This window comes from Pseudoclavibacter chungangensis (genome assembly GCF_013410545.1).
GTDB lineage: Bacteria > Actinomycetota > Actinomycetes > Actinomycetales > Microbacteriaceae > Pseudoclavibacter > Pseudoclavibacter chungangensis.
Window position 1 is genome coordinate 976,918 of sequence record NZ_JACCFV010000001.1, and the last position, 21,759, is coordinate 998,676.

At 72.5% G+C, this 21,759-nt stretch carries 17 protein-coding genes and 1 pseudogene; 6 read left to right on the forward strand and 12 right to left on the reverse strand.

Going from position 1 to position 21,759, the window contains the following annotated elements:
• Nucleotides 1-16: 16 nt before the first annotated feature.
• The 3 genes from HNR16_RS04375 to HNR16_RS04385 are packed head-to-tail and all read right to left on the reverse strand — an operon-like array spanning nucleotide 17 to nucleotide 3,201.
• The gene (locus tag HNR16_RS04375) at nucleotides 17-1,198 is read right to left on the reverse strand and encodes an Mrp/NBP35 family ATP-binding protein (protein WP_225737919.1); all 1,182 of its coding nucleotides are present in this window, start codon (nucleotides 1,196-1,198) and stop codon (nucleotides 17-19) included.
• Nucleotides 1,191-1,826 (reverse strand): DUF1003 domain-containing protein, encoded by a 636-nt coding sequence (locus HNR16_RS04380; protein WP_377700738.1) that lies wholly within the window; start codon nucleotides 1,824-1,826, stop codon nucleotides 1,191-1,193. Before HNR16_RS04380 ends, HNR16_RS04375 begins: the two co-directional genes overlap by 8 nt.
• A gap of 34 nt (nucleotides 1,827-1,860) precedes the next feature.
• Nucleotides 1,861-3,201, reverse strand: a complete 1,341-nt coding sequence (locus tag HNR16_RS04385; protein ID WP_158041339.1) for a magnesium transporter MgtE N-terminal domain-containing protein — start codon at nucleotides 3,199-3,201, stop codon at nucleotides 1,861-1,863.
• Between the two features lie 92 nt (nucleotides 3,202-3,293).
• Between HNR16_RS04385 and HNR16_RS04390 the strand changes: the two genes are divergently transcribed.
• Entirely contained in the window at nucleotides 3,294-3,971 is a 678-nt protein-coding gene (locus HNR16_RS04390) for a YflT domain-containing protein (RefSeq protein WP_158041338.1), read from the forward strand.
• Between the two features lie 15 nt (nucleotides 3,972-3,986).
• Here the strand turns inward: HNR16_RS04390 and HNR16_RS04395 are convergent, their stop codons facing one another.
• Entirely contained in the window at nucleotides 3,987-4,553 is a 567-nt protein-coding gene (locus tag HNR16_RS04395; RefSeq protein WP_218868377.1) for a LysR substrate-binding domain-containing protein, read from the reverse strand.
• Nucleotides 4,554-4,660: 107 nt separating this feature from the next.
• Nucleotides 4,661-4,873: pseudogene (locus HNR16_RS18980) on the reverse strand (helix-turn-helix domain-containing protein); the annotation flags it as partial.
• A gap of 298 nt (nucleotides 4,874-5,171) precedes the next feature.
• On the opposite strand from HNR16_RS18980, the gene HNR16_RS18115 reads away from it, so the two are divergent.
• Nucleotides 5,172-5,864 carry an EamA family transporter gene (locus tag HNR16_RS18115; protein ID WP_225737917.1) on the forward strand — a complete coding sequence of 231 codons (693 nt, stop codon included), beginning with the start codon at nucleotides 5,172-5,174 and terminating at the stop codon, nucleotides 5,862-5,864.
• 65 nt (nucleotides 5,865-5,929) lie between these two features.
• Here HNR16_RS18115 and HNR16_RS04405 read toward each other — a convergent pair whose 3' ends face one another.
• The 3 genes from HNR16_RS04405 to HNR16_RS04415 form a co-directional block, all read right to left on the reverse strand.
• A complete protein-coding gene (locus HNR16_RS04405) occupies nucleotides 5,930-6,577 on the reverse strand; it encodes a TMEM175 family protein (protein WP_158041336.1) in 648 nt (215 codons plus the stop codon).
• Nucleotides 6,574-8,082 (reverse strand): aminopeptidase P family protein, encoded by a 1,509-nt coding sequence (locus tag HNR16_RS04410; RefSeq protein WP_158041334.1) that lies wholly within the window; start codon nucleotides 8,080-8,082, stop codon nucleotides 6,574-6,576. Before HNR16_RS04410 ends, HNR16_RS04405 begins: the two co-directional genes overlap by 4 nt.
• A 66-nt stretch (nucleotides 8,083-8,148) precedes the next feature.
• Nucleotides 8,149-9,210, reverse strand: a complete 1,062-nt coding sequence (locus HNR16_RS04415) for an endonuclease/exonuclease/phosphatase family protein (protein WP_158041332.1) — start codon at nucleotides 9,208-9,210, stop codon at nucleotides 8,149-8,151.
• A 132-nt stretch (nucleotides 9,211-9,342) separates the two neighbouring features.
• Between HNR16_RS04415 and HNR16_RS04420 the strand changes: the two genes are divergently transcribed.
• Nucleotides 9,343-10,227 (forward strand): PHP domain-containing protein, encoded by an 885-nt coding sequence (locus HNR16_RS04420; protein ID WP_158041330.1) that lies wholly within the window; start codon nucleotides 9,343-9,345, stop codon nucleotides 10,225-10,227.
• 153 nt (nucleotides 10,228-10,380) lie between these two features.
• Here HNR16_RS04420 and HNR16_RS04425 read toward each other — a convergent pair whose 3' ends face one another.
• A complete protein-coding gene (locus tag HNR16_RS04425) occupies nucleotides 10,381-11,901 on the reverse strand; it encodes a DEAD/DEAH box helicase (protein ID WP_158041328.1) in 1,521 nt (506 codons plus the stop codon).
• Between the two features lie 171 nt (nucleotides 11,902-12,072).
• On the opposite strand from HNR16_RS04425, the gene HNR16_RS04430 reads away from it, so the two are divergent.
• Nucleotides 12,073-12,720 (forward strand): ferritin-like fold-containing protein, encoded by a 648-nt coding sequence (locus HNR16_RS04430; protein WP_179558094.1) that lies wholly within the window; start codon nucleotides 12,073-12,075, stop codon nucleotides 12,718-12,720.
• 145 nt (nucleotides 12,721-12,865) lie between these two features.
• Here HNR16_RS04430 and HNR16_RS04435 read toward each other — a convergent pair whose 3' ends face one another.
• Nucleotides 12,866-13,192 carry a hypothetical protein gene (locus tag HNR16_RS04435; RefSeq protein WP_158041324.1) on the reverse strand — a complete coding sequence of 109 codons (327 nt, stop codon included), beginning with the start codon at nucleotides 13,190-13,192 and terminating at the stop codon, nucleotides 12,866-12,868.
• Nucleotides 13,193-13,197: 5 nt separating this feature from the next.
• Entirely contained in the window at nucleotides 13,198-13,422 is a 225-nt protein-coding gene (locus HNR16_RS04440; protein WP_158041322.1) for a DUF3107 domain-containing protein, read from the reverse strand.
• A 146-nt stretch (nucleotides 13,423-13,568) separates the two neighbouring features.
• On the opposite strand from HNR16_RS04440, the gene HNR16_RS04445 reads away from it, so the two are divergent.
• On the forward strand, nucleotides 13,569-16,904 hold the full coding sequence (locus HNR16_RS04445; RefSeq protein ID WP_179558095.1) for an ATP-dependent DNA helicase: 3,336 nt from the start codon (nucleotides 13,569-13,571) through the stop codon (nucleotides 16,902-16,904).
• Nucleotides 16,901-20,230, forward strand: coding sequence for an ATP-dependent DNA helicase (locus HNR16_RS04450; RefSeq protein ID WP_158041318.1), 3,330 nt, complete (start codon nucleotides 16,901-16,903; stop codon nucleotides 20,228-20,230). Before HNR16_RS04445 ends, HNR16_RS04450 begins: the two co-directional genes overlap by 4 nt.
• Before the next feature lie 121 nt (nucleotides 20,231-20,351).
• On the opposite strand, the gene HNR16_RS04455 is transcribed toward HNR16_RS04450, so the two are convergent.
• The gene (locus HNR16_RS04455) at nucleotides 20,352-21,725 is read right to left on the reverse strand and encodes a phosphotransferase (protein ID WP_179558096.1); all 1,374 of its coding nucleotides are present in this window, start codon (nucleotides 21,723-21,725) and stop codon (nucleotides 20,352-20,354) included.
• Nucleotides 21,726-21,759 lie beyond the last annotated feature (34 nt).

Sequence of the window (21,759 nt, forward strand, 5' to 3'; positions counted from 1 at the left end):
GACGCCGCGGTGCGGGTCAGCGCACCCGGATGCCGAGGGGACGACCGACGAGCGGGTCGGGGCGCGTCGCGAGGCGTTCCGCCGCCTGCTGCAGGGCGCGTGACGCCGGGTCGTCGGGCGCGCTCAGCACCGAGGGCGTTCCGCGGTCACCGGCCTCGCGGAGCGACTCGCTCAGGGGCACCTCGGCGAGCAGGGGTACCGGTTCGGGAACGTCCGCCGAGAGACGTCCGGCGACACGGGCACCCCCGCCGGAACCGAAGAGCGCGAACGACTCGCCGTTCGCGCCGATCGCGGGGGACATCGTCTCGATGACACCCACGACGCGCTGGCCCGTGCGCCGCGCGACGAGGCCCGAACGCACCGCGACATCGGCCGCGGCGGGCTGCGGCGTCGTCACGACGACGACCTCCGCGCCGGGGAGCAGTTGGCCGAGCGAGATCGCGACATCGCCCGTGCCGGGTGGGAGATCGACGAGCAGCACGTCGAGGTCCCCGAAGTGGACGTCGCGCAGGAACTGCTCGAGCGTGCGGTGCAGCATGGGCCCCCGCCACGCGACGACCCCGTCGTCGCTGTCGTCGAGGAACATGCCGATCGAGATCACCTTCACCCCGTGCGCGATGGGCGGCAGGATGAGGTCGCCGACGCGGGTCGGGACGAGCGCACCGGAATCGCTCGACGCGTGTTCGCCGACGAGGCCCATGAGGGCCGGCACGGAATAGCCGTGCACGTCGGCGTCGACGATGCCGACCGACAGTCCGCGGGCCGCGAGGGCGACCGCGAGGTTGACCGTGACGGTCGACTTCCCCACACCGCCCTTGCCGCTCGTGACCGCGATCACGCGCGTGAGCGAGTCGCGCCCGAACGGGTGTGTGCGTGCGCCGCCTGGACCGCGAACGCGCTCCTGGAACTCGCGGCGCTGCTCCGGCGTCATGACCCCGACCACGAGCTCGTACGGCCGCTGCCCGAGAACGCTCTCGATCGCGTCACGCGTGTCGCGCTCGATGCGCGTCGCCGCCGGGCACCCCGTGATCGTCAGTCGCAGCTCGAGCCGGACGGCGGATTCGTCGTCGGTGGGGACGTCGAGGACGTCGACCATGCCGAGTTCGGTCACGGGGCGTCGGATCTCCGGATCCACCACCCCCGCGAGTGCCTCCTGCAGCCGCTCGCGGAGCCCCTCGGGACTCGGTGCGTCAGTCACCCGCCGCGTCCCGCTCCTGCGCGCGCGCACGTCGGCGCTGCTCGCGCAGTTCCTCGGCCCGGTTCTCGTCCACGTCGCCCGCGCGACCGCGGCGCGTGGTCGACCTGCCGGCCTGGTCCTCGCCGTCCTCGTCGTCGAGCTCCTCGATGTCCTCGAGCAGCGAGCGGAGCTCGGTGCGGATGAAGTCCTTCGACGCCATGTCGGCCACGACCATGCGCAGCGCGACGATCTCGCGCGCGAGGTACTCGAGGTCCGCCGTGTTGCGCTCGGCACGCTGCCGGTCCTGTTCGATCTGCACGCGGTCGCGGTCGTCCTGTCGGTTCTGCGCGAGCAGCAGCATGGGCGCGGCGTACGAGGCCTGCAGCGAGAGCATGAGCGTGAGTGCGATGAAGCCGAGGGCCGCGGAGTCGAAGCGGAGCTGCTCGGGCGCGACGGAGTTCCAGACGATCCAGGCGGCCACGAAGACCGTGAGACCCACGAGGAACGCGGGCGTGCCCATGCCGCGCGCGAACGCCTCCATCGCGCGGCCGAACGTGTCGCGGCTCTCCCGGTCGCGCTCCCGCTCCCGGTCGCGCTCCCGTTCGCCGTCGCGGGAGCGTCCCCGGAAGCGCCAGCGCCGCCGCGACACCGAGCGGGGCGTGGCGAGCTCGTCGTCGCGATCCTCAGCGGCCACGAGTCCACCTCATCGGCGTGCGGGTCGGTGGGGTCGCGACGGCCTTCTTCTGTTCGAGGCGCTGGGTGACGCGGCTCGGCACGACCTCGCCCTCCGAGTCGGTCGATCGCCAGTCGTCGGGGAGGATGTGGTCGAGCACGTCGTCGATCGTGATGACGCCGACGAGGCGGTGCTCGGCGTCGATGACGGGCAGGGCGATGAGGTCGTAGCTCGCGAGCACGCGCGCCACCTCGACGTCGCGCGTCGTCGTCGTGACGGCCTCGAGCTCCGTGTCGAGGATCGTGGAGAGCCGCTCGTGCGGCGGGTAGCGCAGGAGTCGCTGGAAGTGGATGAGCCCGAGATAGCGTCCCGTCGGCGGCTCGTAGGGGGAGAGAGTCACGAACACGCTCGTCGCGAGCGCGGCCGACACCTCCTTGCGACGGATGAGCACGAGCGCCTCGGCGACGGTCGCGTCACCACCCAGGATGATCGGGTCGGTCGTCATGAGACCACCCGCCGTGTCCGGGGCGAACTCGAGCAGCATGCGGACGTCGTCCGCCTCCTCGGGCTCCATGCGCGTGAGCAGCGCCTCGCCCTTCTCGGAGCCGAACTTCGCGACGAGGTCGGCGGCGTCGTCGGGGCGCATGTGGTCGAGGATGTCGGCCGCGTGCTCGAGGTCGAGGTGCTCGATGATGCGCACCTGGTCGTCCTCGTGCATCTCCTCCAGCACGTCGGCGAGGCGGTCGTCGTTGAGTTCCGTCACGACCTCGAACATGCGTTCCTCGGGGAGTTCGAGGAGCGTCGACGCGAGGTCGGAGGGCTTGAGCTCGGACGTCGAGGCGATGAAGCGCGTCGCCGAGTTCGCGTCCTCCTCCAGATCGGACTGCTCGACGATCTCGTTCCACTCGACGTAGCGCGTCGGGGCCTTGCCGAACAGGCTGCGCCCGACGCGCGGCAGCCGCACGAACAGCTGCCCGACCTCCCAGACGCCCGCATCGTCCTGCTCGATCGCGACGTCCTCGATGGTGCCCGTGCCGCTGCCGTCGCGGAACGTGACCTGTCGGTCGAGGAGGTCGGCGAGGACACGAACCTCGCCGCCGCGCTGCTGGAAGGTGCGCTGATCGATCTCACCGGACACGATGATCTGTCCGTGCCCGATCGAGTCGAGCTGCGCGATTGGGATGAACACGGCGCGCTTGGACTGCAGCTCGACGTAGAGTCCGTTCACGACCGGGGGTTTCGTGGCGCGGTACAGCACGATGACGTCGCGCAGTCGACCGATGCGATCCCCGTCGGGATCGAAGACGGGACAGTTGGCCAGGCGAGCCACGAAGACCTTGGAGACGCTCACGTGCACATGCTAGTCGGCCCGCCGGTCCGTCCCGGGTGCGACGCTCGCCCGGGGCACAGGCCCACGAGCGGGCTGCGTGGAAGAATGGACCCATGTGGTCCAACCAGGCTCCCTCGGCCGCCGGCGGTTCGCCCGCCGTCCCTCGCGGCGAGGTGGTGGCCTCCGTCGAACGGTACGAGGAGGCGCGCGCCGTCGTCGACCGGCTCGTCCAGGCGGAGTTCTCCGCCGGGCAGGTCTCCATCGTCGGGAGCGGTCTGCGGACCGTCGAACGCGTCACGGGCCGCATGAACGTCGGGCGCGCGGCACTGGCCGGCCTCCTCTCGGGGCTCATGCTCGGTGTCTTCGTCGGCCTGTTCGTGCTCATCCTCACCCCCGACGCACAGCTCCCGACGCTCGTTTCGGTCGTCCTCATGGCGATCGGTTTCAGCGTGCTGTGGAACGTGCTCGGCTACTCGCTCAATCGGCGCCGCCGCGAGTTCACTTCGACCATGCAGGTCGCCGCCACGCACTACGACGTGATCGTCGCGCCCGAGGCCGCCGCCTCGGCTCGCGAGACGCTGCGCGCGGCGGGCATCGCCACCGCGGCGAGGCCGTCGCACGTCGAGGGGCCGGGCCCCTCGGCGGTCGCGCAGGACGACCCGGCGAACGGCGTGCGGAACGATCCGGCGGACCCCGCGCAGGCACCGGCCGCGCCGCCGGCGGACGCACCGAAACCCCGGACCTACGGTGAGGCGCAGGACGAGTTGCGGCGTAACGCCCGCGGGGAGTGATCCCGCGCGCGGATCTCAGCGGTAGCGGTCCGCGACCCGCTCGACGAGTCGGGCGAGCATCGGCGGCGGGTCGTCCCGCCACCAGACGAGGCGCACCGTGATCGGTGGCCCGTCCGCGAGCGGCCGGTAGAGCACGTCGGGTCGCGGATTGTGGACCGCGGTCGCCTCGGAACTCGTGCCGACCGCGCTGCCGACCGCGATCGTGTCGAGCCACTCCTCGGCGTCGCCGGTCTCGACCGTGCGCGCCGGTCGACTGTTCTCGGGCCACAGTTCGGGAACCGTCGTGCCCGCGATGGGGTCGACGAGGACGGGCCGTGTCGAGACCTCGGCCATCCGCAGTGAGCGTCGGGTTCGCCACTGCGGGTCGTCGGCGGCGAACGCGACGACGCGACGTTCGAGACCGACGACGACCGAGCGGAACCGGTCGTCGTCGAGCGGGCGGCGCACGACCGCCACGTCGCAGCGGCCCTCCGCGAGGCCGGCAGTGGGTGAGTTCCAGCGCACGAACCGGAGTTCGACCTCGGGTTCGGCTGCGGCCCACTCCCGCTGGAGCGGGGTCGTGTCGGACCGAGGGCGGCCCATGCGTAGCCCGCGCGCCGGGTGTCCGTGGCGCCTCGGATCGCATCCGCGAAGCGAGCGGCGTCCGACAGGATGCGTCGTGCATGGGGGAGCGCTCGCTGGCCCAGTGCCGTCGGTTCGCAGCCGTGCCGCCCCCGTCGCATCAGGCGTCCGCCGGCTCGCGCCTCGAGTCGTGCGATGCGTCGGGAGACCGCTGCCTGCGAGAGACCGAGCGCGCTCGCCGCATCGGTGAACGAACCCGTGTCGGTCGCGGCGACGAGGGCGAGCAGATCGCCGAGGTCGAGTTCCATGTCCGAAGCGTATGGCATGCGTGTCGTGTGCATTTCCGGAATGGCGTGACAGGGCTCGGGATGACGACATGACCACCTCGCCGCACCCGGGATCCGATGCCGCGTCCACCGGTTCGATCACGGTTTCGGCCACCGACGGACGACGTCTCGGGACGGGTGTCGCCGCACTCGTCGGCTCCGCGATCGGCAACCAGACGGGTGCCGCGCTCGGCGCACTCGCGTTTCCCGCCATCGGCGCGGTCGGCGTCGTGGCGATCCGACAACTCGTCGCCGCCGCGGCGCTCGTCGCGGTCGCCCGGCCCCGATTCCGGGACCTCGATCGCACGGCGTGGTGGCTCGTCGTCGCACTCGCACTGACGTTCGGCACGATGAACCTGACGCCGTACACGGCGATCGATCGCCTCGGCTGGGCCTCGCGGTCACCCTCGAGTTCCTCGGCCCGCTCGCCGTCGCGATCGCGTCCTCGCGACGCGTCCTCGACGTCGTCGGGGCGGCCGCGGCGGGGACCGGCGTGGTCGTGCTCGCGCAGCCGGGCCCGACGACCGACGTCCTCGGCATCGCCATCGGGCTGTGCTCCGCCGCGGCGTGGGCGTCCTACATCCTCCTCAACCGCTCACTCGGCAAGCGGCTGACCGGCCTCCGCGCCGCCTCCGCCGCGGCGAGCTGCTCCGCCGTCGCGTGGCTCCTCCCCGCGCTCGCCTGGTTCTGGTTCCATCCGCCGACACTCGCCGCCGTCGTGCTGGCCCTCGCGTGCGGCCTGCTGTCGTCGGCGCTGCCGTTCGCGATCGACCTGTTCGCGCTGCGTCGTGTGCCGGCGGAAGTGTTCGGTACGCTCATGAGCATCAATCCGGCGTTCGCGGCGCTGGCGGGCTGGCTCGTGCTCGGGCAGGTGCTCGGGCCGGCGGAGATGCTCGGACTCGCCCTCGTCGTCACCGCGGGCGTCCTCGTGACGACCGCGCCGCGCGGGCGCCGAACCGCCGGGCGGGCCGCCCCGCCCGCGCCGCAGGCACCCGACAGCAGGTGATCCCCGCGGTCGACACCCGACGAACCGGGGCGATGCGGGCGAAGCACCAGAGCGCCCGAGCGCCGTCAGGCGCGGGCACCCCCGCGGAGCGCGCGCATGATGCGCCGCAGGAGCGGTTCGAGCGCGAGGACGAGGAGCCACCACGCCCCGACCCCGGGGAACGCGACGACGAGGACGAGGACGATCATGAACAGGAACGCGCCGAGCCAGCGTTCACTCCACGGCCCCGACGCCCGTGGCGCGAGTCCGGCGCGTTCGAGCAGCATCGACTGGATGCGCACGAGAATGCTCGCGAGCGCCATGCTCCCGACGTAGAGGCCGAGCCCGAGGCGGTCGTTCGAGCCCTCGGCGACGCTGAGCACGGTGGTCACGGGGATCGCGACGATCGTCGCGAGCCAGAGCACCTCCATCTGGAACACGCGCTTGGTGTACCCGTGCGCTGCGATGAACACGACGTGGTGCGCACGCCACAGCAGGGCCACGACGAGGAACGAGAGGCCGGCCGCGACGAGCGCACCCGCGTCCTCGGTCAGGAACTCGATCGCGCTCGGTGCATCCATGGCATGGTCGACGATCGGCAACGCGATGAGGGTGATCGCGATCGCGACCACGGCGTCGCTGAACGCGGCGAGTCGATCGAGGGAGACCTCCCGGACCCGCTCCGCCTCGGTGTCGTCGTCGCGGTGCTCGGAGGCGTCCCCGCCCGTCGTCATCCGCGGGCCTGCGGGGCGTCCGACCCGCCCTGCCGGACCGCGCGCATCCACGACTCGACCTCGTCCGCGGTGCGCGGGATTCCCGCGGAGAGGTTCTCCACACCGCTCGCGGTCACGAGCACGTCGTCCTCGATGCGCACGCCGATTCCGCGCAGTTCGGCGGGAACCGTGAGATCGTCCGGCTGGAAGTAGAGGCCCGGCTCGATCGTGAACACCATGCCCTCTTCGAGCACGCCGTCAAGATAGAGGTCGCGTCGCGCGGCGGCACAATCGTGCACGTCGAGCCCGAGGTGGTGACTCGTGCCGTGCACCATGTACCGCCGGTGGTGCTGGCCCTCCGGCGCGAGCGCCTCGTCCGCACTCACGCCGAGCAGCCCCCATTCCGCGGTGCGCCGCGCGATGACCGTCATCGCCGTCTCGTGGATCGTCCGGAACGTGACCCCGGGCCGCACGATCGCGAACGCCGCGTCAGCGGCCTCGCGGACCGTCTCGTACACGAGCCGTTGCTGCGCCGTGAACGTCCCCGAGACGGGCAACGTCCGTGTGATGTCCGCCGTGTACAGCGAGTCGAGCTCGACACCGGCGTCCACGAGCAGCAGATCGCCGTTGCGAACCGGCCCGTCGTTGCGGGTCCAGTGGAGGATGCACGCGTGCGCGCCGGATGCGGCGATCGTCTCGTAGCCGACCTCGTTGCCCTCCAGGCGGGCACGACCGTGGAAGGCCCCCTCGACGACGCGCTCGCCGCGCGGGTGCGCGCTCGCGGTACCGAGCTCGCGGATGATGTCCTCGAAACCGCGGGCCGTCGCGGCGACGGCGGCGCGCATCTCGTCGATCTCGAACGCGTCCTTCACGAGGCGCAGCTCGCTCACGTCGCGCGCGAGACGCGCGTCACGTGAACCGTCGTCGTCGGTGGGGGCCACGAGCCGCGCCGCATCGACGCGCGAGGTGAGTCCCGGGTCGGCCTCGCGGACGAGGGCGACGGGTGCGGCGCCGGGTGCGACGCCGAACTCGTCGAGGTGTCGCGTCTCGACGCCGAGGTCGGCCGCGACGTGCTCGAGGGACGGTCGCGGACCGATCCAGAACTCGCCGATCTCGGGGTTCGCGTAGAACTCGTCGCTGTCGCGCCCGGCCCGCTCACGGAAGTACACGATCGCCTCGTGCCCGTCGCGCGTGGGCTCGAGGACGAGGACGGCGCCGGGCTCCGCATCGGCGCCCCATCCCGTGAGGTGCGCGAAGGCACTGTGTGCGCGGAACGGGTAGTCCGTGTCGTTCGAACGCTGCTTGAGCACGCCCGCGGGAACGATCACGCGAACACCCGGGTACTGCGCCGAGACCCGGTCCCGACGCGCCCGCGCCCATGCCGCCGCGGAGCGCTCCGCAGGCAGGACCTCGGTGTGCGGGGCCCAGCCCTGCGAAATGCGCTCCCGGAACGCCGGATTCGACGGGGTCGTGGAGCGGTTCTCCGTCGACTCCTGCTGCGTGGTCGCATCCGCGGAATTCGTCATACCGACATCCTCCCACCGCCGGACCCTCGTGCGCTCAGGTGACGCGACGCCGTGAGCGCCCCCGACTCACACCCGCGACAGCTGGGCGAACACCGGACGGTGGTCGCTCCCCGCGCGATCGTGGTCCGTGATGACCTCGAAGCCCGTCACGGCCCAGTCCCGCGTCGCCATGACGTGATCGATCTGCGTTCCGATGACCGGGGGAACGCCCGCGGTCCAGGTGCCGACCGACCCGTTCCCGGTCGCGAGGGCGGCGTCGGCGCATTCGCCGAGCACCGGGGTGAAGTCGGCGTCGCCCTCGGCACCGAGACCCGTCAGGTGGTCGACGGTCGCATTGAAGTCGCCCGCGACGATCGTGGAGCCCGTGCACGTGCCGGCCAGCCACTCGAGATCGCTTCGCCAATCGTCCATGTTCGCGGGCGTCGGCGAGACCGGGTGGGCCGCGATGATCGTCGGTCCGTCACCGATCGGACGCGCGATGACGGTCGGCAGCGTCGACGTGTCGCCCTCGTCCGTCACGACGACGTAGTCGCCGAGCTCCGGCGAGATGAGGAGGGTCGTCGCGGTCGCCTTGTACTCCTCGTCGATCGTGCGCGTGTGCACCCACATCGGCCGCCCGGCCTCGGCCATGAGCGTCGCGATCTCGACGCCCATACCCTCGGTCGTCTCGGGGAGGACGACCACGTCGGCATCGAGGGAGAGCGCGAGGTTCGCGATCGTCGGCGAACCGGGCTCGTCGCCGCGCGTGTTCCACGACAGCACGCGGATGTCCTCGTCGGCGTGCTCGGCGGGGATGTTCGGGGCGCCGAGCCCCCTCGACGCCACGAGCGTGCCCGTCGAGACGATGAGCACGGCGAGCACGACGGCGGTCCCCGCGAGGACCCGGCGAGCGCCCCGCGATCCGGCCATGACGAGGAGCACGACGAGGAGCAGCGCGACCGAACCGATGATGACGGGAACCCGGAAGGAGACGGCCTGCGCGACGAACAGGGCCCGCTCGAGTCCGATGAGCTGCGGCCAGCCGACGACGAGTGCCGCGGCGGCCGTCACGACGGCGAGGAGCGCGCCGACCGTTCGCTGTGTTCCGACGCGGTCGGAGCGACGCTTGGACTGTGCGGACTTCGACATGACCGTGAAAGGCTACCGGCACCGCACGGCGGGTTCCTGGCGGGGGCCCGAGGCGCGTCGCGTGGGCGAGCCCTCCACCGCGGCGCCCGGCCGGGACGTCCTCGCACGACGGCGTCCGAATAGGATGCGGACATGCCTGCCGATCGTCCCTTCGACCCCGCGCTGCCCATCGACCTCCACACGCACTCCTGGGCGTCGGACGGGACGGAGTCGCCCGCGGAGGTCGTCCGCCAGGCCGCCCGTGCGGGCCTCGGGACGCTCGCGCTCACCGATCACGACACGGCAGCCGGCTGGGGGGAGGCGGCGGCCGAGGCCCGCACGCTCGGGCTCGCCTTCGTCCCCGGCATCGAGTTCTCTTCGCAGCTCGCGTACGCGAGCGTGCACGTGCTCGGCTATCTCGTCGATCCCGATGAGCCGGCGCTGCGGGCCGAGACGGACGCGGTGCGTACGTCTCGCGTGACCAGGGCGGAGCGTATGGTCGAGCGCATCGGCGCGGACTACGACCTCACGTGGCGCGACGTGCTCGACGCGACGGACGAGGGAGCGACGGTCGGGCGCCCCCACATCGCCGACGCCCTCGTGCGCAAAGGGATCGTGGCGGATCGCGACGAGGCGTTCCGTACCGTGCTGCACTGGCGCGGCGGGTACTACCAGCCGCACCACGCGCCCGATCCGGAGCGCGTCGTGCGGCTCATCCGCGGGGCCGGCGGCGTGCCCGTCCTCGCCCATCCGGCGACACGCGGCCGGGCCGTGATGGCGGGGGAGCGGATCGCGGCGCTCGTGGACGCGGGGCTGCTGGGGCTCGAGATCGGACACCGCGAGAACGACGAGCAGGGGCGCGCGACCCTGCGCCACTACGCCAGGCGATACGACCTCATCGTGACGGGCTCGAGCGACTACCACGGCAGCGGCAAGCCGAACCGGCTGGGGGAGCACACGACGAGCCCCGAGATGCTCGACCGCATCATCGCGGCGGGCACGGGCAGCGACGTGGTCCCGGCGACGAGCACGTCCTGACCCTTCCGCGACCCGACCGCGACCTGTCCGCGACCCGATCCGCTCGTCGCGCTCGACGGTGCCGCGCACGCGAAAAAAGCCGGGTTGTTGCTACCGGGCCCCGGGCCCGGTAGGAACAACCCGGCTTTTTTCGTGCGCTGTCGCGTGTGGTGGTCAGTCCTGCGGGGCGCTGCTCGCGGCGGGCGCCTGGCTTCCCTCGCCGCCCGCGGGACGGCGGCGGCGACGCCGCCGCCGGGGCGGACGGTTCGCCGCGTCGCCCGCGGCCTCGGTCGGTGCATCGCCCGACGTGGATGCCCCCTCGGCGGTCGGTGCCTCGGCGGCCTCGTGCGTCGCGTCGTCGGCCCCGCCGCGTCGCGTCCGCGAGCGCCGGCCCGAACCCTCGCCGCGCGCCGACGAACCGCCGCGCTCCGAACGCTCGCCACGACCGGTTCGCTCGCCACGCCCACCGCGGTCACGGCCCGCCGCATTGCGCGACGCGCTCTCGCGGCCCGCACCGGGCAGGCGGCCCTTCGTGCCCTCGGGGATGTCGAGATCGGTGTAGAGGTGCGGTGACGACGAGTACGTCTCGACCGGCTCGTCCTGACCGAGCTCGAGCGCTCGCGAGATGAGGCCCCACTTCGTCATGTCGTCCCAGTCGACGAACGTGACGGCGATGCCCGTGTGACCCGCGCGGCCCGTGCGGCCGACACGGTGCAGGTAGGCCTTCTCGTCCTCGGGGATCGTGTGGTTGATGACGTGCGTCACGTCGTCGACGTCGATGCCGCGCGCGGCGACGTCCGTCGCGATGAGGACGTCCTTCTTGCCGGCCTTGAACGCGGCCATCGCGCGCTCGCGCTGCTCCTGGTTGAGGTCGCCGTGCACCGCGGCCGCCTTGAAGCCGCGGTCGCCGAGCTCCTCGACGAGCTTCGCCGCGGCACGCTTCGTGCGCGTGAAGATGACGGTCTTGCCGCGGCCCTCCGCCTGCAGGATGCGCGAGATGACCTCGTCCTTGTCGAGCGCGTGCGCCCGGTAGATGACGTGGCGGATGTTCGCCTGCGTGATGCCCTCGTCGGGGTCCTGCGCGCGGATGTGGATGGGGCGCGTCATGAACCGACGCCCGAGGGTGATGATCTGGTCCGGCATGGTGGCCGAGAAGAGCATCGTGTGCCGCGTCGCGGGCGTCTGGGCGAACAGTCGCTCGATGTCGGGCAGGAAGCCGAGGTCGAGCATCTTGTCGGCCTCGTCGAGCACCATTTCGCGCACGTTCGCGAGGGAGAGGACGCGCTGCTGGGCGAGGTCGAGGAGGCGGCCGGGCGTGCCGACGACGACCTGTGCGCCGTCCTTCAGCTGCTCGATCTGCCCCTCGTACGCCTTGCCGCCGTAGATCGGGACGACCTTCGTGGGACGGTTGCGGGCGGCGAGTTCGAGGTCCTCGAAGACCTGGACGGCGAGTTCACGCGTCGGCACGACGACGAGCGCCTGCACGCCGGGCGCCGGATCGGGGCCGAGCCGCTGCAGGAGCGGCAGCCCGAAGCCGAAGGTCTTGCCCGTGCCGGTCTTCGCCTGGCCGATGATGTCCTGGCCGCTCGTCGCGAGCGGGATGGTCTGCTCCTGGATCGGGAAGGGCTCGATGATGCCCTGTTCCGCGAGAGCCTGGACGAGGTCGGCGTCGACGCCGAGTTCGGTGAAAGTCAAGTGGTGTACGCCCGTCGATGTGGTGGGTCACGCCCGGTCCGTTTCGAGGGCGCGTGGATGCATCCGTTGTGCATCCGTCGCTCCAGTGTACTCACGAGCCGTTCGTGACCCTTCCTCGCCTCGCTCGAACGTGACATCGGCCCGACGCTTTCGCGTGCGTAGGATGATCTGGTGACCGACGCCTCGCCTCTTGCCGATCGCCTGCCCGCTGCGGCCGGCGTCGCCGCCCGCATCGCCTACCTGCAGCTCCTGCAGTTCCAGGAGCTCTCGGCGCTCGTGACCGAGGCTCCCGCGCTTGCCGACAAGCAGGCGCTCGGTCGTTCGGCGGGGCTCGCGCTCGAGCGGCACGAACTCGCGTGTGCGTACCTCGAGTCCGCGGGGCTCGACCCGAGCGCGCAGATGAAGCGCATCGCCGCGGAGGTCGACGCGTTCGCGACGCGCGTCGTGGGGCGCGACTGGAACGAGCGCATCCTGACGGTGTTCCTGACGAGCGGCATCCTGCACGACTTCTACGAGGCCGTCCTGCCGCTCCTCGACGAGGCGGACCGCACCGCGCTCGCACCCACGATCGACGACGAGGAGAGCCAGCAGGCGCTGCACGAGATCCTCGTCACCGCGATCGAGGCGAACCACGGCTCGGGCGATCGTCTCGCGATGTGGGGGCGGCGGCTCGTCGGGGACGCGCTGCTCGCGTGCCGTCGGGTGGTCGGGCTCGCCGACGTGCACGACGAGGCGGCGGACGACGCGCTCGACGTGATCGTCTCCGAGCTCACCGCGGAGCACTCCCGCCGGATGAACGCGCTGGGCCTCGCGGCCTGAGCACACACGCGTTCGCCGGTCGGCGGGACGCACGTGACGGCGTGGCCCGAACGACGGTTCGGCCCGAACGACGATGTGGCCCGACGACGAACGAAACGGCCGACCGTCGTGGGACGGTCGTCCGCGTCGGATGCGGGTCGGCTGGTCAGACGGCCGCGCGACCGAGGTGGCTCAGGCGGTCGAGGAGCTCGTCGTCGTCCCGCTTCCGGTTCGTGCCGATCGACAGCGCGAGCAGGAACGTCACGAGGACGGTCACACCCAGGGTGATCCACCAGATCCAACCGGCGTCGTATGCGAGCCACTCCATGCCGGGCGAGACCGAGAGCCACGTGAGCCCCTCCCACACGAGGAGGGCCGTGATGCCGCCGACGGCGGGCACGAGGACCGCGCCGGAACGCTCCCGGTGCCGTCCCGTGTAGCGGGCCGCGAGGCCGATGACGATGCCGAACAGTCCGGCGAACATGAGCTCCATGCGCGCTAGCCGATGAAGCCGATGCGGCGCGGCTCTTCCGGGCTGATCTCAACGTAGAGCAGGCTCGCGGTCTGCACGAGGTAGACCCGTTCCTTGTCGTCGACGAAGCGGAGCGTCGTCGCGCCCGAGGCGAGGGCGTCCTGGACGCGCTTCTCGACCTCGCTGGAGGCCTCCTTGGTCTCGATGCTGAGCTCGCGGGGCGAGTGCTGGATGCCGATGCGGAGTTCCACGGACAACCCTTCCGTCGTGTGCGGTCGTGCGTGGTCAAGCGTAGCCGTCCGCCGGGGTCGACGCCGACCTCCCGGACACGCCCGCGGCGAACAGGCCGTGCCGGGGCTCCGCGGCGATGTCCCAGGCGGCGACTAGCGTGGACGGCGTGCACGACGACACGCGAGCCCCCGACCACGGCGGGAGCGGGGGAACGATCCCGCTCGACCCGTCGCAGCGCGCCGTTCTCGACGCGCCCGCCGACGAATCGCTCGCGGTCGTCGGGGCGCCCGGGAGCGGCAAGAGCACGACGCTCGTGGAGCTCGTGGCACACCGCATCGCCGAGGGCATGTCGCCCGACGCCGTCCTCGCCCTCGTCCCCGGGCGGCGTGCCGCCACCGTCATGCGTGACCGGCTGGCGTCCCGCGTCGGGGTCGCGACGGCGGGAGCGCTCGCCCGCACGCCGCAGTCGTTCGCCTTCGAGGTCGTGCGAGCCGATCGCGCCCGATCGGGCGACGAGCCCCCGACTCTCGTGACGGGCGCCGATCAGGACGCCGTCCTGCGCGACATCATCGCGGGCGACACGGAGCGCGGTGCCGGCGACTGGGACGACACGATCACGGCCGACGTCCGCGCGCTTCGCGGGTTCCGCTCGGAGCTGCGCGACCTGATGGCGACGATGAGCGAGTTCGATGTCACGCCCGAGGAGCTCGCCGCGCTCTCGTCGCACCGCCCGGCGTGGCGGGGAGCGGCCCGCGTCGTGGCCGAGGTCGTCGAGGCGCTCTCGTGGCAGCGCGAGTCGGCGCTCGATGCTCCGGGTCTTCTGCTCGAGGCCGCCAGCGTGCTCTACGACTCACCTCGCGGCAGCGGGCCGTTCGGTTCGCTCCGGCTCGTCGTGGTCGACGACGCACAGGAGCTCACCGAGGCCGCACGCCGCCTGCTCGTCGCGCTCGAGGCGAGCGGTGTGACGGTCGTGACGTTCGGGGACCCCGATATCGCGACGAGCGTGTTCCGCGGTGGCGTGGCCGAGCTCGCGAGCGATTGGCGCGGCGGCACGGCGCCGCCGCCCGCGCGCGCCTTGCTCACGTGCGTCCACCGCTCGGGCACCGCGATCCGCGAGGCCGTCACGGCGATCGTCGGTCGGGTCGGGGTGCGCGGCGAGGGCCGGCACAGGGCGGCCGCGGCGGATGCATCGGGGCCTCACGGCTCCGTCGAACGACTGCGGGTGTCGAGCCGCGTCGAGGAGGCGACCGCCATCGCCCGCTACCTACGGGAACGACACCTCGTCGACGGCATTGCCTGGCGCGACATGGTCGTCATCGCGCGCACCGGTGCGGCCGTACCGCGGCTCGAACGTCTGCTCGCACGGGACGACGTCCCGACCTCGTCGCCACGGCCGGCACCCGCGGGGGAGGATCCCGGCGTGCAGGCCCTCGTCCAGATCGCGGCGCTCGCCGACGAACGCGTCGCACTCGACGCGGCGGTGATCGAGTCCGTGCTCCGCTCGCCGCTCTTCGGCGTCGACGCGCTCCGGCTCCGTCAACTGCGCCGTGCGCTCCGGTTCGAGGAGCTCGACGCCGGTGGCTCACGAACCGGCGACGAGCTCCTCGTCGAGGCGGTCGCCGCGGTCGGGGGCCTCGTCACGGTCGATCCCGATGCGCCGTCCGCGGCCCGATCGATGGCCCGACTCGCGGCCGACCGTCGCCTCGGCGCCCACCCCGCGGTCCGCGCCGCGACGCGATTGGGGCGAGCGCTCCGCGAGGCGACGCGGCGCATCCACGCGGGCGCTGCAGCCGACGAAGTGCTCTACGAGGTCTGGGCCGCTGCGGACGTCGCCGAGCTGTGGCGCGAGCGCGCGCTCGGTGACGGCGAGCACGCGCGCTGGGCGGGCGCGCAGCTCGATGCCGTCGTCACGCTCTTCGACGTCGCGAAGCGATTCGTCGAGCGGGCACCGGACGCACCCGTGGGCGTGTTCCTCGACGAGTGGACCGCCCGCGACGTGGTCGCCGACACGCTCGCGAGCCGAGGGCAGGAGGACGCCGTGACGATCGCGACCCCGTCAGCGACCGTCGGATCGCAGTTCCGCGTGGCGGTGATCGCGGGCGTCGAGGACGGCGTCTGGCCGAACCTCCGCATCCGCGATTCCCTGCTCGGGGCCGGGCACCTCGCCGACCTCGTCACGGGGCGGGATGCGGAACGTTCGATCGTCGATCGGCGCCGGGAGGTGCTCGACGACGAGACGCGCATGTTCGCCCAGGCGCTCTCGCGCGCATCCGAGCGTGTCCTCGTGACGGCGGTCGAGGGGGACGAGGCCCAACCCTCCACCCTCTTCCGCGGTCTGCACGCGACGGAGCTCGAGTCGAGTGCGCTCGGGCGCCCGTTCACGCTGCGCGGGCTCACCGCGGAGCTGCGTCGCACGGGGGTCCGCGAGCCCGAGCGGCGCGACGAGGCGGCGGCCCTGCTCGCGGAGCTCGCCGAGAACGGTGTCGACGGTGCTGCACCCACCGAGTGGTTCGGCCTGCGCGAGCGCACGTCGCCCGGGCTCGTGCTGCCGGACGCCGATGGGGCCGAACCGGTGATCGGTGTCGCACCGTCGGGGATCGAATCCTTCGAACGGTGCGGCGTGGAGTGGTTCGTCCAGCACCACGGGGGGCGGACGACCTCGACGCAGATGGCGCTCGGAACGATCGCCCACGCGGCCGGTGAGTTCGAGTTCCAGACGCGTGACGACCGGCTCGCGTACGCGCGTGAGCGACTCGACGAGCTCCCGACCGAGGCCCCGTGGCACCGGGTGCAGCTCGAACGCCAGGTCGAGCGATTCGTCGGCGCGCTGTGCGACTACCTCGACGCGCGCCGCGCGGACGGCGCCGAACTCGTCGGCGTCGAACGCCGCTTCGAGGTCGATCTGCCCGTCGTCGCGGGCGATCTCGCCTGCACCGTCCGGCTCACCGGTTCGATCGACCGGCTGGAGCACACGGCGGACGACGGCACGGTCATCATCGATTTCAAGACGGGCCGCACGATGCGCTCGAAGGACGAGATCGCGACCGACGCACAGCTCGCCTCGTACCAGTTCGCCTACCGGAACGACGCGATCGGACCGGCGCGCGAGCACGATGCGGCCTCGTGTCCCGCGCCACCCGCCGACCCCGGCGGTGCCGTGACCGGTGGGCCACCGATCGAACGCGCCTCGCTCGTGTACCTCGCCGTGTCGGCCGCGGCGGGGTCGTGGTCGACACGGGACCAGGAGCCCATGGGGGCCGAGGACGAGCGCGCGTTCCGGGAACGCGTGGCGGCGACCGCACTCGGCATGATCGGGGCCTCCGACGTGACGCCCGCACGGCGCGTCCCGGGTGACCCGTCCGACGAGGTGCGCGACGGCGATGCGGGCCCGACGCCCCTGGACCGCGCGACGTATCTCGCCGATCCGGAGGAGCACTGCCTCACGGGCTTCGGCGGCCGCCCAGCGTGCCGCATCCACATCGTGCCGGAGGTCACCGAATGAGCGAGCGACGCGAGATCACACACGAACTCCTCGCGGAGGCCCTCAGATCATCGGCCGATTCGCCCCTGATCGTCCCTACCGACGAGCAGCGGGCGGTGATCGAGGCCCCGTTCGGGCCGAGTCTCGTGGTCGCGGGCGCCGGGAGCGGCAAGACGCAGACGATGGTGCAGCGCATCGTCTGGCTCATCGCTCGCCACGGCGTCGATCCTGCGTCGATCCTGGGGCTGACCTTCACCCGCAAGGCCGCTGCCGAGTTGCGCGATCGCGTGGATCGCGCGGTGGGCCGACTGCGCGAGGCGGGCCTCGTCGGCGGCACCGATGTCGACCTCCCCGAGGTCGCGACCTACAACGCCTTCGCGAACCGGCTGTTCACGGAGAACGCGCTCGTGGTGGGACAGGAGCCGGACGCGCTGCTCCTCGACGACGCCGGTGCGTTCACGCTCATGCGCGGCATCGTGCTCCGCAGCGACGACGATCGGCTGGCGGCGCTCGATTCGAGCGTGTCGACGATCGTCCGTGGGGCGCTCGATCTCGCACGCGGCATGCGGGAGAACGGCGTCGCACCCGACGACCTCGACGGTGTCGCGGACGCGTTCGACGGATTCCTCGAGCTGCCCGGTCGGGTGGTCAAGGGGCGACCCACGCCGTACCGGGACGTCATCGACGCCCAGGACCGCATGAGCGCGCTTCGCCCGTTCGCCCGGCTCGCCGCGTCCTACGAGGCCGAGAAGCGACGCCGAGGGGTGATCGAGTTCGCCGATCAGGTCGCGGCGGCGGCCGCGGTCGTGGAACGGGCACCCGCCGTCGCCGAGGAGGTGCGTCGACGGGCGGCGCACGTGATCCTCGACGAGTACCAGGACACGTCCGTCGGGCAGACCGGGCTGTTGTCGAGCCTGTTCCGCGGTCACAGCATCATGGCCGTGGGCGATCCGAAACAGTCGATCTACGGCTGGCGGGGCGCGAGCGCGGGGAACATGCGACGGTTCCCGAGCGACTTCGGCGCGCCGGACGGGCCCGTCCCGCCGCGACTGACGCTGTCGGTCAGCTGGCGCAACGACGTCGCCGTACTCGACGCCGCGAACACGATCGCGGCGGGCATCGAGCGACCTGGTGGTGACGGTCCCGTCGACGAGCCGCTCCCGGAGCTCCGGCCCCGCTCGGGCGCCGGGCCGGGCGAGGTGCGGGCGACGTTCACGCAATCGCTCGACGAGGAGGCCGAGGCGATCGCGGGGTGGTTCGCGGACGCGTTCGCCGGGCGGGCCTCGGACGACCGTCCGAGCGGCGCGATCCTGTTCCGGGTGCGGCGGCTCATGCCGCTGTTCGCCGATGCGCTCGCGGCGCGTGGCGTGCCGTGCCGCATCGTGGGGCTCGGCGGGCTCATGTGGCTGCCGGAGATCGTCGACCTCACGTCACTGCTGCGGGTCGCGTCCGATCCGACGGCCGGCTCGGAGCTGATCCGGCTTCTCGTCGGATCGAGGTTCGCCCTGGGGCCGGCCGACGTCGCGGCCCTGCACACCCTCGCCCGCCGCCTGGCGGCGCTCGATTGGCGCATGCGGCGCTACTCGGCGAGCGTGCGGACGGCGGCGCGTGCATCGGTCGCGTCGGACGACGACGAGGCGCTCGGTGACGCACTCGAGTACGTGGCCGCCGCGAGCGACGACGACCCGCTCCTCTCGGGGATCTCGGCCACGGCGCGGACGCGGCTCGTCGAGGCGGCGGTGCTCGTCGACGACGTCCGTTCACGCATCGGGGCGCCGCTCGTCGAACTCGTCGAATTCGCCATCGCACGCTCACGCCTCGACCTGGAGGCGGCCGCGAACCCGTCACGCTCGCGCGGTCGCACCGACCTCGACGCGTTCGTCGACGCGGTCGTCGGCTTCCAGGCGGCCCAGCCGAACGCCGGGCTCGGCGCACTGCTCGACTGGCTCGACCTCGTCGCGGACGACGACGCCCTCGCGAGGTCGACCGACGAACCCGAGCCGGGCACGGTACAGCTCATGACCGTGCACGGCGCGAAGGGACTCGAGTGGGACCTCGTCGCCGTGCCGCGGTGTGTCGCGGGGGAGTTCCCCGCCTCGTCGCGTGAGGGAACCGGCTGGGTCCGGAAGGGCGTGCTGCCGTATCCGCTGCGCGCGGACGCGGCCGACCTGCCACGCTTCGCGCTCGACGGGTACTCGACGCAGAAGGAGGTCGTCGAGGACCTCAAGCGACTGAAGGACGAGGTCGCCGAGCGGCAGGCCGGTGAGGAGCGACGCCTCGCCTATGTCGCCATCACCCGCGCGCGCAGCAGATTGCTCCTGACGGGAAGCTATTGGGTGCCGTCGCGGAAGCGTCCCGGCGCCCCGTCGCCCTATCTCGACGAGCTGCGTGACCGTGGCCTCGTCGGTGCCGCGCCCGAGCGTGTGGCCGACGAGCCGCCGAGTGCCGACGGTGTCGAGCGGGTGCAGTGGCCCCGAGAACCCTTCCGCGACGGCGGCGCCGCGGTGCGGGCGCTCGCGGACGCCGTCGAACGGCATCGGCCCGCGGTCGCGACCAGGGCCGCGCACTCGGCCGAGGACGCGCGAACGGCCGCCGGTGGTGCCGTGTCGAGCTGGCGGGCCGAGCTGGACCTGTTGCTCGCCGAGCGGGCGTCCGCGCGCGACCCGTCGGGGGTCGACCTGCCGCACCGCATCGCGGCGAGCCACTTCAAGGATCTCGTGACGGACCCGGAGCGCACCGCGGACGAGCGTCGGCGGCCCATGCCGCAGCGGCCGTACCGGCAGACGAGGCTCGGAACGATGTTCCACACGTGGGTGGAACACCACTTCGGCGGCGGTGGCGGTGGCGAGCTGCTCGACGGCGGGCTGCTCGACGTCGATCCCGACGACCGCGCGCTGCTCGGCCTCGACGCGGGAACGGCCGCCGACACGGCGGCGCTCGCGAAGCTCCGTGCGGCGTTCGAGCGCACAGCGTGGGCATCGCGCAAGCCGGTCGAGGTGGAGCGAAGCATCGAGGTGCCGCTCGGCGGACACACGCTCGTGTGCAAGCTCGACGCCGTGTTCGAGCGGGCGGACGGCGTGTTCGAGGTCGTGGACTGGAAGACGGGGCGCGCACCCGATGGCGAGGACGCCGCGTGGGAACGACAGCTCCAACTCGCGCTCTACACGCTCGCGTACTCGCGCTACCGGGGGGTCGACGCCCGCCGGATCTCCGCCGTGCTCGTGTACGTCGCCGAGTCCGGCGAGGTCCGGGAGTTCCGGTTCGATCGGGTCTCCGACGAGGCCGAACTGCGCGAACTGCTGGCGCGGGCGTCCGAACGGGTGAGCGCCCACGTGCGCCAGGGTTGATCGGCGCCGGGAGCCGCGAGCGCGGCGCGTCTGGCCGGCAGGGCCTGCGGGACGTGCCCACGCGGTCCGCGACGCTCCGAATCGGTCCGACTCGGCGTGCGTCGGACCCCGCCGGGGTGGATCAGTCCGCGTCGCGGTCGCCGGCGGCGCCGCGCGTCGCGGGCCCTTCCGCGTGATCATCCGCTCCGTCGCCCGAGGCCGCCCGGCGGGCCGGATCACGGCGACGCAGCCCGTTGGCCGCGCCCGGTACCTCGACGAGGCCCGTCCCGGGCCAGGGGGCGACGGGTGACGCGTCGTTCGCGTCGGCGCCCGACGCCGCACCCGTCACGTCGTCGTCGACGCCGATGATGGGACCGGTGACGGACCGCGCGTCGTCGCGCAGGAAGTCGTTCGGGGGCGTGTCGTCGTCCAGGTCGTCGCGCGCCGCGTGATCGAGGTCGATCCCGTCGTCGTCGGGGTGTGCGCCCGGATCGCGGTGATCGATCGACGGCCGGACGCCGGGCTCGGCGACGGGCCCCTGACCGAGCAGCTCCTGGACGCCCTCGAGGTCGAGCACCGGGAGCGTCTCGTGGACGACGGGCCCCGCCTGCGCCTGATTGACGCGATCGACGAGTGCATCGAGCATGCTCTCGGCGTCCGCGACGACCGCGTCGTCACCGCCGTCGACGCCGTAGAGCAGCCACCTGGCGATCTCGAGTTCCGAGTACAGGGCCGCGCGTCGGCGGATCTGCCGGTCGACGCTCGCGCTGCGGGCGTCCGTGTACTCGTCGAGCACGCTCCGCAGGACGCGGGGGTCGAGGGACTGCGCCCAGTGCAGGTCGCGGGCCGGATCGCCGACCCGCAGGTCACCCCAGCCGAGGACGCCCACGATGCCGAGGCCGTTCGTGATCATCGATCCCAGCCCGAGCGAGCCGTGCACGACGGTGGGCTGGAACTGCCAGAGGGAGGCGTCGTCGACCGCGTCGGTCCACCGTCGCTCGATGGCGACGGGCACGCGGCCCGTCCTCGTCGCGCGGGTCACGAGCGCATCGACGGCCTCACGGATCTCGACGGCGTCGAGTGAGGGGAGCCCAGCGTCCTCCACGAAGCTCCGCGGCAGATCGTGCACCGACGCGACCGTCCGGCCGATCTCGGACACGAGGAGCGTGCCGGGCTCGAGCGGGAGTCGATCGGCCTTCTCGCCCGGGACGAACTCCGTCACGACCGCTTCCTCGCCCGCGCGGCCGACGCCCACGACGACGGGGATCGCGAACGGGAGCAGGCTGCGCACCCCCGCGGTGACGGCCTCGAGCGCACGCACGTCGGCACGCTGCTCCTGCGCCGCGGCGGGGCTCGTCGGGCGACGAACGATGAGCAGACGACCGGTCGAGTCCTTCAGCAGGGCGGAATCGAAGTCGCCGTGGACACCGTACGAGTACTCGGTCCCCTCGACGAGGTCGAGGTCGCCGACCGCCGCTGTCGCGAGGGCCGCGAGTTCCAGGTACCGCTCTGCCATGCGTCACAGGGTACGAGGCGAGCGGGCCGAGTGG

Excerpts from the sequence above, each read along its gene's own strand:
- HNR16_RS04415 (WP_158041332.1), bottom strand. The coding sequence starts at position 9,210 with ATGTCGAAGTCCGCACAGTCCAAGCGTCGCTCCGACCGCGTCGGAACA.
- HNR16_RS04390 (WP_158041338.1), top strand. The coding sequence starts at position 3,294 with ATGTGGTCCAACCAGGCTCCCTCGGCCGCCGGCGGTTCGCCCGCCGTC.
- HNR16_RS04455 (WP_179558096.1), bottom strand. The coding sequence starts at position 21,725 with ATGGCAGAGCGGTACCTGGAACTCGCGGCCCTCGCGACAGCGGCGGTC.
- HNR16_RS04405 (WP_158041336.1), bottom strand. The coding sequence starts at position 6,577 with ATGACGACGGGCGGGGACGCCTCCGAGCACCGCGACGACGACACCGAG.
- HNR16_RS04420 (WP_158041330.1), top strand. The coding sequence starts at position 9,343 with ATGCCTGCCGATCGTCCCTTCGACCCCGCGCTGCCCATCGACCTCCAC.
- HNR16_RS04395 (WP_218868377.1), bottom strand. The coding sequence starts at position 4,553 with ATGGGCCGCCCTCGGTCCGACACGACCCCGCTCCAGCGGGAGTGGGCC.
- HNR16_RS04435 (WP_158041324.1), bottom strand. The coding sequence starts at position 13,192 with ATGGAGCTCATGTTCGCCGGACTGTTCGGCATCGTCATCGGCCTCGCG.
- HNR16_RS04410 (WP_158041334.1), bottom strand. The coding sequence starts at position 8,082 with ATGACGAATTCCGCGGATGCGACCACGCAGCAGGAGTCGACGGAGAAC.
- HNR16_RS04450 (WP_158041318.1), top strand. The coding sequence starts at position 16,901 with ATGAGCGAGCGACGCGAGATCACACACGAACTCCTCGCGGAGGCCCTC.